Origin of the sequence: Streptomyces sp. G45 (assembly GCF_049542095.1) — a bacterium.
In the GTDB taxonomy this organism is placed as follows: Bacteria; Actinomycetota; Actinomycetes; order Streptomycetales; family Streptomycetaceae; genus Streptomyces.
The window spans coordinates 5,993,357-6,007,842 of record NZ_JBMUZU010000001.1 but is presented as its reverse complement, the minus strand read 5'-3'; the positions used below and the strand labels follow the sequence as shown (position 1 = coordinate 6,007,842).

Below are 14,486 nucleotides of genomic sequence, written 5' to 3'. Positions count from 1 at the left end.
GGATACTGCGGGCATGCACGCCACAGAGAGCAGCGCCGCCACGGGCAGCGCGGCCACGGACACCGCCGTGGCCGCCGTCGAGCGGGACGGCGTCGACGCGATCATCGACCAGTGGGCCGTGGTGCGGCCCGACCTGGAGACCACGCCCATGGAAGTCTTCGGCCGCGTCTACCGCACCGGTCAGGCCATGGCCGACCGCATCGAGAAGACGTACCGCCGCATCGGCGTCACCCGCGGCGAGTTCGACGTCATCGCCACGCTGCGCCGCTCCGGCGAGCCCTACACGCTCTCCCCGCGCCAGCTCTCCTCGACCCTGATGCTGACCAGCGGCGGGATGACGGGGCGCCTCGACCGGCTCGAGCGGGCCGGGCTGCTGCGCCGCTCGCCCGACCCGCACGACCGGCGGGGACTCCAGGTGACGCTCACGCCGGAGGGCCTCGCCGTCGTCGACCGGGCCGTCACGGCGGGCCTTGAGGAGCAGCGGGCGGCGCTCACCGCCTCCGGGCTCGACGAGGCGGAGGCGGCCCAGCTGGCCGCGCTGCTGCGGAAGTTGCTCGCGGGCGTCCAGTCCGCCTGAGCCGGGCGGCGCTCGGCGGCGGCCCGCACACACGTCGAGGGCGCCCTTGGGCGGCGCATCCCCCACGGGGAAGTACGTCGCCCAAGGGCGCCCTCGACTGGGCCCTCGACCGGACTCTCAGCCAGAGAGGAACCGGTGGGTCCCGGAGGTGTGCCGGGCGGGTCAGCCCTGCTTGGCCTGCTTGCGGGACTTGTCACCGATCATCACGAGGCCCGCGATCACCAGGAAGAGGACGATCGGCGCCGCGACGAACAGGCCGAGCGTCTCGACCACGCTCAGCTTGGGAGCCGGGTCGTCGCCGTCGTCGCGGGTGAGCGCGAGCGCGGGGGACGACATGAGCAGCATCATCAGCGTCGTACCGGCGGCAACCGCACCGGCGCGCAGGGCGTTCTTCTTGTCCACGGTGCCAACGTAGCGAACCGCTTCGCGGGCCGCGCGCCCGGGGTGCCATCAGAGGGCGCCGCCCCCGCCGAACCCTCCGGCCCCGCCGGGCCCACCGAACCCTCCGAACCCTCCGGGCCTGCGGAAGACGTCGAGCAGCGCGTGCAGCCGCGGTGCCGCCGCCAGCTCCTCCAGGCCGAGGGGGCGGCCCTGGGCGTCCGCGACCGGCAGGCGCCAGTTCGGATACTGGTCCCAGGTGCCCGGCAGGTTCTGCGGGCGGCGGTCGCCGACGGTGTCCGGCAGCCAGACGCCGACGAGCCGGGCCGGGGTGGCGATCAGGAAGCGGTGCACGGCGCGCACCTCTTCCTCCTCGCTCCCCGCGCCGCCCGGCAACAGCCCGAGCCGGGAGATCAGGGCCAGCCACTCGCGCACGTCGGCGGCGGCCTCGGCGCGCTCGGCCGCCGCCGGACGGGTCAGCAGGCCCAGGTCGTGGCGGAGCGCCACGTGCTCGCCGGTGATGCGGGCCGCCGTGGACGGCAGGTCGTGCGTGGTGGCGGTGGCGAGGCAGTCCGCGCGCCACCGCTCCGGCGGCAACGGCAGCCCCGTACCCGAGCCACCCTCCGTGTCGTCACCGCTGTCGGGGCCCTCCCGGCCCTCCCAGTCCCGCTCGAACCACAGCACCGACGTGCCGAGCACCCCCCGCTCGCGCAGCGCCGCCCGCACGCCCGGCTCGACGGTGCCGAGGTCCTCGCCGATGACCAGGGCGTTCGCGCGGTGCGCCTCCAGGACGAGGACGGCGAGCATCGCGTCGGCGTCGTAGCGCACATACGTGCCCTCGGCCGGAGGCGCGCCCTCCGGCACCCACCACAGCCGGAACAGGCCCATCACGTGGTCGATGCGCACGGCGCCCGCGTGCCGCAGCGCGGCGCGCAGCAGGGCGCGGAAGGGGGCGTAGCCGGACGCGGCGAGCCGGTCCGGGCGCCACGGCGGCAGGCCCCAGTCCTGGCCGCGCGCGTTGAACGCGTCCGGCGGGGCGCCCGCCGACATGCCGGTGGCGAAGTACCGCGCCTGCGCCCAGGCGTCGGCGCCCTCGGGGTGGACGCCGACGGCGAGGTCGTGGATGACGCCGATGCCCATGCCCGCGTCCCGCGCGGCACGCTGGGCGGCGGCCAGCTGCTCGTCGACGTACCAAGCAAGGCGCTCGTGGAAGTCGACGCGGTCCAGCAACTCGGTGCGGGCGCGGGCCGTTTCGGGGCTGGCCGGATCGCGCAGCGGGGCGGGCCAGGCGCGCCAGTCGGGGCCGTGCCGCTCGGCGAGCGCGCACCACGTGGCGTGGTCCTCCAGGGCCTGCCCGTGCTCGGCGAGGAAGTCGCTGTACGCGGCGCACCGGCCGGGGCCGAGCGGGACCTCCCGGATCAGTTCGAGGGCCGCGGACTTGGCCGCCCACACCGCGTCGCGGTCGATCAGCGCGCCCTCGTCGAGCACGGAGCGCCGCAGCCGCGCCCCCTCCTCGATCAGCTCCCCCGCCCGCCGCCGCGCCTCGCCCCGCAGGTGCGCGAACTCCGGGACGCTCTCCACGTGCAGGTGTACGGGATCGGGGAAGCGCCGGGACGACGGTCGGTACGGGGAGGGGTCGCTGGCGCCTCCCGGCGCCGCGGGCACCGCCGCGTGCAGCGGGTTGACCTGCACGAATCCGGCCCCGAGCGCGTGGCCCGCCCAGGCGGCCAGCTCCGCGAGGTCCCCCAGGTCGCCCATGCCCCAGGAGTGGCCGCTCAGCAGCGAGTAGAGCTGGACCAGGAATCCGTACTCCCGGCTGCGGGGTCCGGGGGCGCGGCGCGGGGCGACGATGAGCCAGGCCTGCCCGCGGGTGCCGTCCGGGGCGGTGGCGCCCAGGCGGTGGACGCCGAGCGGGAGCGGGGCCGGGGGCGGCTGGGACGCGGGCCACTCGTGGGTGTCGCCCTGTTCGGTGTCGAGCCGGAGCCGGGTGCCGTCGGGCACCGCCACACCGAGCCCGCCCGCCTCCCCCTCTCCCTCACCCGCGCCCTGCCAGTGGACCACCGTCGGCGGTAACAGCCGTTGCCGTAACGCCCGTTCGCGCTCCGCCAGGGCGTTCTGCGTGGCGTCCGGGGTGCTCGCGTCCACGTCGAGCGCCGCGAGGGCGGCGACGACCGCCGCGTCGGACGCCTGGATCGTCGCGCCCGGGGACGGGGAGTAGGAGGTGGCCACGCCGTGCAGGGCGGCCAGCCGGGCCAGGGTCACCTAGAACCCCGCGGAGTCCAGGCCCGCGGCCGTCCCCGTCGACGTCGGCTCACTGGTCAGCGGCGCGGCGTCCGCGAGCGGCGGCTCGCTGGTCAGCGGGGCGGCGTCCGCGAGCGGCGGCTCGCTCGTCAGGGGCGGTTCCAGGCAGCCGCAGGAGCAGGATCCGTCGAGGCCCGAGTCGGGGTGCGAGACCTGGTCGGACAGGCCGGACAGAAGAACATGCGCCGAGGTGGCCATGTAACGCTCCTTTTTCGGGGTGCGGGTGCCGGTCCCGCGGTTCTACCCACTGGGTAGGGGTGCAGACGTAAACAACCCCTGAACGTGACGCCGGTCACACGCCCTTGCCCTCGAAGGCCGGGCGACCTCCACCGCTCCGCCACGGGCGAGCCGGGGTCTACCGCACCCGCCGTGGCACTCCCCCTTCCCTCTTCCTCTTCCCCACCCACCCTCCCTTCCCTCACGCCACCGCACCCGCCCTCACACCGGACGGGCTGGAACTCGCCCCTGCGGGCGCGTGGCCCCCTGCGTCCCCTCATCGCGCTGGCGCGCGCGTCCTCAAACGCCGGACGGGCTGGGGCTTGTCCCCCTGCGGGCACGTGGCCCTCTGCCGCCTTCGCCGTGGGGCTCCGGCTTCCCCACCCACCCGCCCTTTCATCGCGCTGGCGCGCTCGTCCTCAAACGCCGGACGGGCTGGATCGTGCCCCTGCGGGCTCGTCTCCCCTCTGCCGCTTTCGTCGTGGGGCTCCGCCGCTTCGCGGCGGAGATTTCCCCGCCCACCCGCCCCCTCCGGGGCGGGTACTCAAGCCCGCCCGGCGGCAAACAAGGGCGGGTGAGCGGGAAAAGCCCGTCCGGCGACTGAGGACGAGCGCGCCAGCGCGACGAAGGGCGGGCGGGCGGGGAAAAAGCCCGCCCGGCGACTGAGGGCACGGCGCGCAGCGCCGAAAAGGGCGGGCGGGTGGGAGAACGCGAGCGCGATAGCGCGAAGCCACCCGCACCCAAAAGACGGACCCCAGCCAGGACACAGCCCGCCCGGCGCATGAGGGCGAGCCGCGAAGCGGCGACAAACCCGGCGGCCACCCCCGGCACTGAAGGGCCCGCGTTGACACCCGCCGCACGCAAGTGGTGGGGTCGGTGCCGTGCGTGACCACGCAAGTGGCGGCAGTGACGAGGGAGGGGCCCCGGTGCGGACCCGGCGGACAAGGGGCGGCAGCGCAGCCGCCATCGCGGCAGCCGTCCTCGCCAGCACCCTGATCCCCGCCCCCAACGCCCCCAACGCCCTCGCCGCACCCCCCTCACCCCCCTCACCCAGCAACCCCAAGGCCCCCACCACCCTCAACACCCCCAAAACCCCCCAAGCACCACGAACACCCCAAGCACCCAAAGCACCCCGGACACCCCAAGCACCCCAGAAGCCCCCAAGCCCCCTCCCTCCCATCTGGCCCCGCCCCCAAACCATGGGCCCAGCAACCCCGAACGGCTCCCCCTCCCCCTCAGCCACAAAGTCACCCTCGTCACCACCCAGCACACCGACCCCCACGCCACGACAGCCCTCCGCACGCTGTTGCGCCACGCGGGCGTGCGGGAGACCGTCACGGCGAGCGGCAGCGGCGAGGGCGGCGAGGGCGGCGACGGCCCACCGCCCGGTGGGGGCCACCTCGTCGTGTACACCGGAGGCACCGCCGCCGACAGGACCCTGCGCCAGCTCGGCGCGCCCCCGCGCGCGGACCTCCCCGAGGGGGGCTACCGCCTGGCCGCGGGGCGCGTCGCGGGGCGGGCCACGGTCGCGCTGGAGGGCGTGGGCGCCGACGGCCTGTTCCACGGCGTACAGACGCTGCGCCAACTGGTCGGCGAGGGGTCCGCCGTGCCGGGCGTATGGGTGCGGGACTGGCCGGTGACGGCGGTCCGGGGCCTCACCGAGGGGTTCTACGGGACGCCGTGGACGCGGCGGCAGCGCCTGGCGCAGCTGGACTTCCTGGGGCGTACGAAGCAGAACGCGTACGTGTACGCGCCGGGCGACGACCCCTACCGGCAGGCCCGCTGGCGCGAGCCGTACCCGGCGGCGCAGCGCGAGGAGTTCCGCGCGCTCGCCCGGCGCGCGGCCCGCAACCACGTGACGCTCACCTGGGCGGTGGCCCCGGGCCAGGGCATGTGCCTGTCGTCGCGGGAGGACCTGCGGGCCCTCACGCGGAAGGTCGACGCGATGTGGGCCCTCGGCTTCCGGGCGTTCCAGCTCCAGTTCCAGGACGTGAGCTACAGCGAGTGGCACTGCGAGCGGGACGCGGACGTGTTCGGCTCCGGCCCGGAGGCCGCCGCCGAGGCGCAGGCCCGCGTCGCGAACGCCGTGGCCCGCCACCTGGCCGAGCGGCACCCCGGGGCGCGGCCGCTGTCGCTGATGCCGACGGAGTTCTACCAGGACGGGGCGACCGCGTACCGCGAGGCGCTGTCGGGGCGCCTCGACCGGCGGGTGCGGGTGGCGTGGACGGGCGTCGGCGTCGTACCGCGCACCATCACGGGGCGCGAACTGGCGGGCGCGCGCCGGGCGTTCGGGTCGCGGCCGCTGGTGACGATGGACAACTACCCGGTGAACGACTTCGCGCCGGACCGGCTCTTCCTCGGCCCGTACACCGGCCGCGAACCGGCCGTCGCGCAGGGCTCGGCCGCGCTGCTCGGCACCGCGATGGAGCAGCCCGTCGCGTCCCGCGTCCCGCTGTTCACGGCCGCCGACTTCGCCTGGAACCCGCGCGGCTACCGCCCGCACGCCTCCTGGCTGGCGGCGATCGACGACCTCGCGGGCGGTGACGCGAAGGCGCGCGGCGCGCTGCGGGCCCTCGCGGGCAACGACGCGTCGTCCGTGCTCGGCGCCGACGAGTCGGCGTATCTGCGCCCGCCGCTCAGCGCGTTCTGGGCGGCGCGCACCACGGGCGACCGGCGCCGGGTGGAGGCGGCCGCGGGGCGGCTGCGGGCCGCGTTCGCGGTGATGCGGGACGCGCCCGAGCACCTGGCGGGCAGTGACCTTGACCGTGAAGTGCGGCCCTGGACGGCCCAGTTGGCGCGGTACGGGCAGGCGGGCGTGACGGCCGTGGACCTGCTGACGGCGGCGGCGCGCGGTGACGGGGCCGCGGCGTGGCGGGCGGCGCGCGCCCTGCGGACGCTCCGTACGGCGCTGCGGTCGAGCCCGGTGAGGGTCGGCAAGGGCGTCCTCGACCCGTTCCTGGCGCGCGCCGAGAAGGCGTACGCGGCGTGGGCGGGCACCGGTCGGCGGGAGGCCGCCGACGGCGGGCGGGCCGCCTGGCGCGGGGCCCGGCCGCTGGCGGCGGTGACGGCGCTGACGGACCCGGGCACGCGGGGCGCCGTCGAGGCGCGGGTGCCCGGCGGGGGCTGGCGCCGCCTCGCCGCGCTCGACGCATCCGGCGCCACCGAGGTCAGGCCGCCCGAGGAGGTGCGGGCGGACGCCGTGCGGGTCACGGTGTCCGGCGGCGGCGGGGCGCGCCATCTGGTGCCCTGGTTCGACGACCGGCCCGCCGCCGCGCTGGCGCTGGCCCGCGCGGAGACGGACGCGGAGATCGGCGGCGGCCCCGAGCGGATCACGGCGCGGCTGCTGTCCCGGCGCCCCGGCGACGTCCGGGGGACGCTGACCGCGAAGGCACCGAAGGGCCTCGCGGTGCGGGTGCCGGGGCGGCTGGTCCTGCCGCGCGGCACACGGGTCGACGTGCCCGTTGAGGTGAGCGTGGCGCGGGGCACGCGGGCGGGCACGTACGAGGTCCCGGTCACGTTCGCGGGCGAGACGCGGACGCTGGTGGTGCGGGCCTTCCCCCGCACCGGCGGCCCGGACCTGGCGCGCGGCGCCCGCGCGTCGTCGTCGGGCGACGAGACCGGGGACTTCCCCGCGTCGGCCGCGATCGACGGCGACGCCACGACCCGCTGGTCCTCGCCCGCCGAGGACGACGCCTGGTGGGGGCTCGAACTGCCCCGGCCGGTGCGCCTCGGCCGACTGGTGCTGCGCTGGCAGGACGCGTACGCCGCCGCGTACCGGATCGAGACGTCGGCGGACGGCAGGACGTGGCGGACGGCGGCCGTGGTGCGCGCGGGCCGGGGCGGGCGCGAGTCGGTGCGCATGGACGCGCCGGACACCCGCTTCGTACGGGTGCGGGGCGAGCGGCGGGCGACGCGGTTCGGGTACTCGCTGTGGTCGGTGGAGGCGTACGCCGTACGGGACTGAGGGGCGCTCGGGGGCGAGGTGGAGCGCGGCCGGGCAGGACAGCGCGCGGGGGCGGCGCGGACACCATCACCGCGCGCCCCCGAAGCCTCCGAAGCTCCCGAAGCCGCTGAAACCCCCGGACCCCCGAAGCCCCGAAGCCCCCGGACCCCCGAAGCCCCCGGACCCCCGAAGCCCCGAAGCCCCCGGACCCCCGAAGCCCTGCCGGGCGCCGGGCGGCACCGGCAGGGACCCCGTACGACGAAGGCCCGGATGCGGCTCCCTAGGCGGAGATGCCGTCGATCCGGGCCATCGCGTCGTCCGCGCCGAACGGCTGCAGGTACGGCAGCCAGCGCGGGTCCCTATGCCCGGTGCCGATGATGCGCCAGGCGAGGCCGGAGGGTGGGGCGGGCTTGTGCCGCAGGCGCCAGCCGAGCTCCATCAGGTGCCGGTCGGCCTTCACGTGGTTGCAGCGGCGACAGGACGCCACCACGTTGTCCCAGACGTGCTGACCGCCGCGGCTGCGCGGGATCACGTGGTCGACGCTGGTTGCGACGCCACCGCAGTACATGCACCGGCCGCCGTCGCGGGCGAACAGGGCACGGCGGGTCAGAGGAACGGGCCCCCGGTAGGGGACCCGCACGAAACGCTTGAGCCGGACCACGCTGGGAGCGGGGATGGTGCGGGTCGCGCTGTGCAGGAAGGCGCCGGACTCCTCCAGGCAGAGGGCCTTGTTCTCCAGGACGAGGACGAGCGCGCGGCGGAGCGGTACGACGCCGAGGGGCTCGTACGACGCGTTGAGGACCAGGACATGCGGCACGGATGCCTCCTTGTACGCCGGCGGCGCGTGGCTCGCGCCGGGACGATCTGTGGAACAGTCTCCCCTCATGCCTGGTCGTAGCGCCACCATGTGCCGGTAACGGCCTTGAAGTGTTTTCGACCACAGGCCAGGGGTGACACGTTTCCCCGCCGCCGCGCACCCGCTGGTCACCGGGTGATCACCAGGCGCCCTTCGAACATGACAACGATCCCCACACCATGCCCCGTTAGTGTGGTGGGTCTGCCCGGCGCATCTCCTGGGCAGACCGCTATGCCTGGAGGTACCCGCCGTGTTCCTGTCCGTGCTCTCGGCCGCCGGAGCGGACCCGGACCCGACGAAGACACCGCAGACGCCGAAGCCCGTCACGCTCGACGACGCGCACGAGAGCGCGGAGAACGCCGCGAGCTGGGTCGAGGAGAACTGGTCGACATGGCTCGCCATCGGCCTGCGCATCCTGCTGATCGTCGTGATCGCGATGGTCCTCAGGGTGATCGTGCGGCGCACCATCACCAAGTTCATCGACCGCATGAACCGCACGGCGCAGGCCGTGGACGGCACCGCGCTCGGCGGGCTGCTCGTCAACGTGGAGCGGCGGCGGCAGCGGTCGCAGGCCATCGGCTCGGTACTGCGCTCGGTGGCGTCGTTCCTGATCCTCGGCACGGCGGCGCTGATGGTGCTGAGCACCTTCGAGATCAACCTGGCGCCGCTGCTGGCCTCCGCCGGTGTGGCGGGCGTCGCGATCGGCTTCGGCGCGCGCAACCTGGTCACGGACTTCCTGTCCGGCGTGTTCATGATCCTGGAGGACCAGTACGGGGTGGGTGACTCCATCGACGCCGGGGTGGCCTCCGGCGAGGTCATCGAGGTGGGCCTGCGCGTCACCAAGCTGCGCGGCGACGACGGCGAGATCTGGTACGTGCGCAACGGCGAGGTCAAGCGGATCGGCAACCTCTCGCAGGGCTGGGCGACGGCCGGGGTCGACGTGACCGTGCGCTCCGACGAGGACCTGGACAAGATCAAGCGGGTGCTCGGCGAGGTCGGCGAGCGGATGAGCAAGGACGAGCCCTGGAACGAGCAGCTGTGGGGCCCGATCGAGGTGCTCGGCCTGGACAGCGTGCTGCTCGACCAGATGGTGGTGCGGGTCGCGGCGAAGACGATGCCGGGCAAGTCGCTCGGCGTGGAGCGGGAGCTGCGCTGGCGGATCAAGCGGGCCTTCGACGCGGAGGGCATCCGCATCGTGGGCGGCCTGCCGCTCGCCCAGGAGGAGGCCCCGGCCGCCGACCCGACGGCGGGCATGGCGGCGCCGTCCGCGTTCGCGTCGGCGACCTCCCCGCAGTCGCAGACGGCCTCCCCGATACCGCCGCAGAACCTGTCGAAGTAGCCGCGAAACCGCTCTCCGGGCCGGTCCCGGGTCGCTCACCGGGGCAGTCCCGTGCCGGTCAGGCGCCGGTCGCGGGCCGGTCAGGCACCGGTCACGGGCCGGTCAGGCGCCGGTCACGGGCCGGTCCCGGGCTGTTTTCGGACACCTTTCTTCCCCGCCGATGGGGGCGCATGGCACCTGCCGTGCGCCCCCGTCGGCGTATCCGCGCCGCGCAAGCGGTTTCCACGCCCGTCCGCAGATAACGACTTGATTGCCCCTGCGGCACCCACTCTTGACGCGCTCTTCACCCGGGCTTACGTTCCTCGCATCCAATAGGAAGCCTTCCTAACAGTGACGTGAGGGAGGCGGGCCGCCGAAGGGCAGGTGTCGTCAGCGATGGCTGGAACCACCCCATCCAACGGGTCGCCCGGCGTGCCGGGCACGCCCCGCGTGCTCCGCGCCATGAACGACCGCGCCGCGCTCGACCTGCTCGCCGCCCACGGACCGCTCACCCGCACCCGCATCGGGGAGCTGACCGGCCTGTCCAAGCCGACGACGTCCCAGTTGCTGACCCGACTGGAGAGCGCGGGCCTGGTCCGCACCACCGGCCGCGAGAGCGGACGGCCGGGGCCGAACGCCGTCCTGTACGAGATCGACCCGACCGTCGGCCGCGTCGCCGCCCTGTCCGCCGACCCCACCGGCCTCACCGCCCTGGTCGCCGACATCACCGGCCGGGAGGTGGGCCGCTTCCGCATCGAGGCCGACGCCGTCGCCGAGGACGTGCGCCACCGCACCGCCCAGCTCGTCGTGGAGGCCGTGGACGGCGCCCTCGCCCAGGCCGGGCTCGGCCACGACGACCTGCGCGCCACCGTCATCGGCACGCCCGGCGCCATCGACCCGCACTCCGGGCAGCTGCGCTACGCCCCGCACCTGCCCGGCTGGCACTCCCGCACCCTGCGCGCCGAGCTGGCCGAGGTCCTCGGCACGCCGGTCACCATCGAGAACGACGTGAACCTGGCCGCCATCGCCGAGCAGTACGAGGGCGCGGCCCAGGACCACGACGACTTCGTGCTCGCCTGGCTCGACGAGGGCGTCGGCGCCGCGATCGTGCTCGGCGGCACCCTGCTGCGCGGCGCGACCGGCGGCGCGGGCGAGATCGGCTACATGCCGGTGCCGGGCGCCCCGCTGCTGCGCGGCGGCCCCGGGGAGAAGCCCGGCTCCTACCGGGGCGGCTTCGAGAGCCTGGTCTCCGCCGCCGTGATCCGGCGGCGGGCGGGCGGCAAGCCGCTCACCGAGGCCCTCGCCGACCCCGTGGTGCGCGACGAGCTGGCCCACCACATCGCCACCGCCCTCACCGCCGTCGTCGCGGTCGTCGACCCCGAGCTGGTCGTCCTGTCCGGCCTGGTCCCGCAGGCGGGCGGCGAGGAGCTGCGGCGGCGCGTCGAGGAGGAGATGACGGGCCTCGTCCTGCCGCGCCCCCTGGTCCGCGTCAGCGACCTGCACGGCGACCCCATCCTCACCGGAGCCCTGCGCACCGCGCTCGACCAGGCGCGCGACGCCCTCTTCGACACGGCCTGACCCCCTGGCCGCACCACCCCTGCCCCCTCCGCACCACCCCCGCCCCCCGCACTCTCCCTGCCCCCCTGTCTCCGTCCCTGTCCCCCTCCCGCAAAGGACGTCCGCCATGCCGCGACGCACACGCATACGCATCCGCGTGCCGGTCGCGCTCGCCGCCGCCGGACTGCTCTTGTCCGGCTGTGCCAACCCCAGCACCGGCAGCGCCGACGACGACCCGACCAAGCCCGTGACCCTGAAGTTCTGGCACGGCTGGTCGGCACCCGGCGAAGTCAAGGCGATCAACGACAGCATCGAGCGGTTCGAGAAGAAGCACCCCAACATCAAGGTCGAGGCGACCGGGAACGTCCCCGACGCCACCATCAACCAGGCCCTCCGGGCGGGCGGCGGCGAGGCCCCCGACGCGGTGGTCTCCTTCACCACCAACAACGTCGGCCAGTACTGCGACTCCGGCATGTGGGTCAACCTCGACCCGTTCATGAAGAAGACCGGCCTCGACAAGAGGAAGACCTTCCCCAAGACCCTCCTCGACTACACGAGCTACAAGGGCAACCAGTGCGCGCTGCCGCTGCTCGCGGACGCCTTCGGCATGTACTACAACAAGGACGCCTTCGCCGAGGCGGGCATCAAGCGCCCGCCGCGCACCATGTCGGAGCTGAAGGCCGCCGCGAAGAAGCTCACCGTGCGCAGCGGCAAGGACTCGTACAAGCGCGTCGGCTACATGCCCAACTTCCGCCTCTACCAGGGCAGCGCGGACCGCCTCTTCGCGCAGTGGGGCCCGCGCTACTTCGACGCCGACGGCAAGTCGCGGCTCGCGAAGGAACCCGCCGCGTACGACTACTTCAAGACGACGAACGGACTGCTCGACGCGCAGGGCGGCTTCAAGGACCTGGAGAAGTTCCGCCTGACCTTCGGCGACGAGATGTCCAGCCAGAACGCCTTCCTCACCCAGAAGGTCGCCATGCTCCTGGACGGCGAGTGGCGCGGGCTGATGCTGAAGGACGCCAAGGCGAAGTTCGACTGGGGCGTCGCGCCCCTGCCGGTGCCCGACGACCAGGCCGACACCTACGGCCGGGGCTTCATCACCGGCACCGTCGCGGGCATCGCGCACAGCAGCAAGCACCAGAACGCCGCGTGGGAGCTGGTGCGGTTCCTGACCGCCGACACCGACCAGGTCGTGAACTTCGCCAACGCCATCCACAACGTGCCCTCGACGTTCGCGGCCCTCAAGTCGCCGAAGCTGGACGCCGACCCGACATTCCGCACCTTCTTCAAGATCCTGGAGAACAAGCACAGCCGGGCCCTGCCCCCTCCACCAACGGCGGCGCCTACGTCGTCTCGTTCGGGGACTTCGCGTACTCCGTCGAGGCGGGCCACGAGAAGAACCTGCGCGAGGGCCTGAAGAAACTCGACGACCAGATCGACGCCGACAACCTCCAGTCGGAGAACTGAGAAGGGCCCCGCCATGGCATCACTCTCGCCCCCGGCGCGCCGCAGACTGCGCACGCTCGGCTTCCTCTCCCCCTGGCTGATCGGCTTCAGCGTCTTCTTCGCGTACCCGCTGATCGCCACCGTCTACTTCTCGTTCATGCACTACAACCAGATCAAGGAGCCCACGTTCGTGGGCCTCAGGAACTGGCGGTACGTGTTCGAGCAGATGCCGCTGTTCGGCCCGGCCCTGTGGAACACGCTGTGGCTGGTCGTGGTGATGGTGGCCCTGCGGGTGGTCTTCGGGCTCTCGCTCGGCCTGCTCGTGACGAAGCTGAAGAGCGGGGTCGGGTTCTTCCGGACCGCCTTCTACATCCCCTACCTGGCCCCGCCGGTGGCGGCGACGGTCGCCTTCGTCTTCCTGCTCAACCCGGGCTCGGGCCCGGTCAACGAGATCCTGGCCAAGGTCGGCATCGACGCCCCCACCTGGTTCAACGACCCCAACTGGGCGAAGCCGTCACTGGTGATGCTGTCCCTGTGGGGCATCGGCGACCTGATGGTGATCTTCATGGCCGCGCTGCTCGACGTGCCCAAGGAGCAGTACGAGGCGGCGGAGCTGGACGGCGCGGGCTCCTGGGCGAAGTTCCGGTACGTCACCTGGCCCTCCATCACGCCGATCGTGATGTTCGCCGTGGTCACCGGGATCGTGCAGACCATGCAGTACTACACGCAGGCCCTGGTCGCCGGGAAGGTCGCCTCCGGCGTCAACATCGGGCCCGGCTCGGTGATCCAGCCCGGCTACCCCGACCACTCGACCCTCACGGTCCCCCAGCTCGTCTACTCGATGGGCTTCCAGAACTTCAACACCGGTGCGGCGTGCGTGCTCTCGCTCGTGCTCTTCGCCATCGCCATGGCCGCGACGCTGCTGCTGATGCGCAAGCGCTCCGGGCTGCTCTCGGCGGAGGACTGATCCCACCATGACTTCCACGACACTCAGCGCCCCCGCCTCCTCCAAGGCCGCCGCTCCCGCCAAACGGCGCGGCCCGGCCGAGGCCCGCGCCCGCCGCAAGCGGATCCTGCACTGGATCGCCGTGCACAGCGTGGCGATCGCCGTGGCCCTGCTGTTCATCCTGCCGTTCGTGTTCGTCTTCCTGACGTCCGTGATGAGCGACGAGCAGGCCATGAGCGGCGACCTGTGGCCCTCGTCCTGGCACTGGGAGAACTACAAGACGGTCTTCGAGACCGACGGCTTCCTCACCTGGTGGCGCAACTCCCTGATGTACGCGGGCCTCGGCACGCTGTTCACGGTGTGCTCGGCGATCCCCGTGGCGTACGCGCTCGCCAAGTTCCGCTTCCGGGGCCGCCGCACCGCGATGGTCCTCGTCATCTCGACGATGATGCTGCCGCCGCAGGTCATCGTGATCCCCATGTACCTGGTGTGGGCGCAGCAGTTCCACCTGTCCGGCACGCTGTGGCCGCTGATCATCCCGATGGCGTTCGGCGACGCGTACTCGATCTTCCTGCTGCGGCAGTTCCTCCTCACCATCCCCAAGGAGTACATCGAGTCGGCGCGCGTCGACGGCTGCGGCGAGTTCCGCACGATGCTCACGATCATCGTGCCGATGGCCAAGCCCGGCATCGCGGCGATCGCGCTCTTCCAGTTCTTCTACTGCTGGAACGACTACTTCGGCCCGCAGATCTACGCCGCCCAGGACCCGGGCTCGTGGACGCTCTCCTACGGCCTGGAGTCCTTCAAGAGCGCCCACATGGTGAACTGGAACATGACCATGGCGGCGACGCTGCTGGTCATGGCTCCGGTCATTGTCATCTTCTTCTTCGCACAGAAGGCCTTCGTCGAAGGCGTCACCCTCACCGGAGTAAAGGGCTGATTCAG

At 73.5% G+C, this 14,486-nt stretch carries 10 protein-coding genes and 1 pseudogene; 7 read left to right on the top strand and 4 right to left on the bottom strand.

Going from position 1 to position 14,486, the window contains the following annotated elements:
• Positions 1 to 13 precede the first annotated feature (13 nt).
• Complete coding sequence (locus ACOBQU_RS25290; RefSeq protein ID WP_423629788.1) at positions 14 to 577, top strand: MarR family winged helix-turn-helix transcriptional regulator; 564 nt, start codon at positions 14 to 16, stop codon at positions 575 to 577.
• Positions 578 to 739: 162 nt separating this feature from the next.
• On the opposite strand, the gene ACOBQU_RS25285 is transcribed toward ACOBQU_RS25290, so the two are convergent.
• From ACOBQU_RS25285 to ACOBQU_RS25275, 3 genes are read right to left on the bottom strand one after another with little or no spacing between them, the layout of a single operon-like run.
• Positions 740 to 979 carry a hypothetical protein gene (locus ACOBQU_RS25285; RefSeq protein WP_423629786.1) on the bottom strand — a complete coding sequence of 80 codons (240 nt, stop codon included), beginning with the start codon at positions 977 to 979 and terminating at the stop codon, positions 740 to 742.
• 48 nt (positions 980 to 1,027) lie between these two features.
• On the bottom strand, positions 1,028 to 3,217 hold the full coding sequence (gene malQ, locus ACOBQU_RS25280) for a 4-alpha-glucanotransferase (RefSeq protein ID WP_423629784.1): 2,190 nt from the start codon (positions 3,215 to 3,217) through the stop codon (positions 1,028 to 1,030).
• Complete coding sequence (locus tag ACOBQU_RS25275) at positions 3,218 to 3,454, bottom strand: hypothetical protein (RefSeq protein ID WP_423629782.1); 237 nt, start codon at positions 3,452 to 3,454, stop codon at positions 3,218 to 3,220.
• Positions 3,455 to 4,652: 1,198 nt separating this feature from the next.
• Here ACOBQU_RS25275 and ACOBQU_RS25270 point away from each other — a divergent pair.
• Positions 4,653 to 7,436 carry a beta-N-acetylglucosaminidase domain-containing protein gene (locus ACOBQU_RS25270; RefSeq protein WP_423634711.1) on the top strand — a complete coding sequence of 928 codons (2,784 nt, stop codon included), beginning with the start codon at positions 4,653 to 4,655 and terminating at the stop codon, positions 7,434 to 7,436.
• Between the two features lie 259 nt (positions 7,437 to 7,695).
• Here the strand turns inward: ACOBQU_RS25270 and ACOBQU_RS25265 are convergent, their stop codons facing one another.
• Entirely contained in the window at positions 7,696 to 8,232 is a 537-nt protein-coding gene (locus ACOBQU_RS25265) for an HNH endonuclease (RefSeq protein WP_423629780.1), read from the bottom strand.
• 289 nt (positions 8,233 to 8,521) lie between these two features.
• On the opposite strand from ACOBQU_RS25265, the gene ACOBQU_RS25260 reads away from it, so the two are divergent.
• The 5 genes and pseudogenes from ACOBQU_RS25260 (at position 8,522) to ACOBQU_RS25240 (ending at position 14,481) form a co-directional block, all read left to right on the top strand.
• A complete protein-coding gene (locus ACOBQU_RS25260; protein WP_423629778.1) occupies positions 8,522 to 9,610 on the top strand; it encodes a mechanosensitive ion channel family protein in 1,089 nt (362 codons plus the stop codon).
• Positions 9,611 to 9,985: 375 nt separating this feature from the next.
• Positions 9,986 to 11,167, top strand: a complete 1,182-nt coding sequence (locus tag ACOBQU_RS25255) for an ROK family transcriptional regulator (RefSeq protein ID WP_423629776.1) — start codon at positions 9,986 to 9,988, stop codon at positions 11,165 to 11,167.
• Positions 11,168 to 11,273: 106 nt separating this feature from the next.
• A pseudogene (locus ACOBQU_RS25250) lies at positions 11,274 to 12,616 on the top strand (ABC transporter substrate-binding protein).
• A gap of 13 nt (positions 12,617 to 12,629) precedes the next feature.
• Positions 12,630 to 13,562: a carbohydrate ABC transporter permease gene (locus ACOBQU_RS25245; protein WP_423629774.1), complete on the top strand. Its 933-nt coding sequence runs from the start codon at positions 12,630 to 12,632 to the stop codon at positions 13,560 to 13,562.
• 7 nt (positions 13,563 to 13,569) lie between these two features.
• Positions 13,570 to 14,481 (top strand): carbohydrate ABC transporter permease, encoded by a 912-nt coding sequence (locus ACOBQU_RS25240; protein WP_423629772.1) that lies wholly within the window; start codon positions 13,570 to 13,572, stop codon positions 14,479 to 14,481.
• Positions 14,482 to 14,486 lie beyond the last annotated feature (5 nt).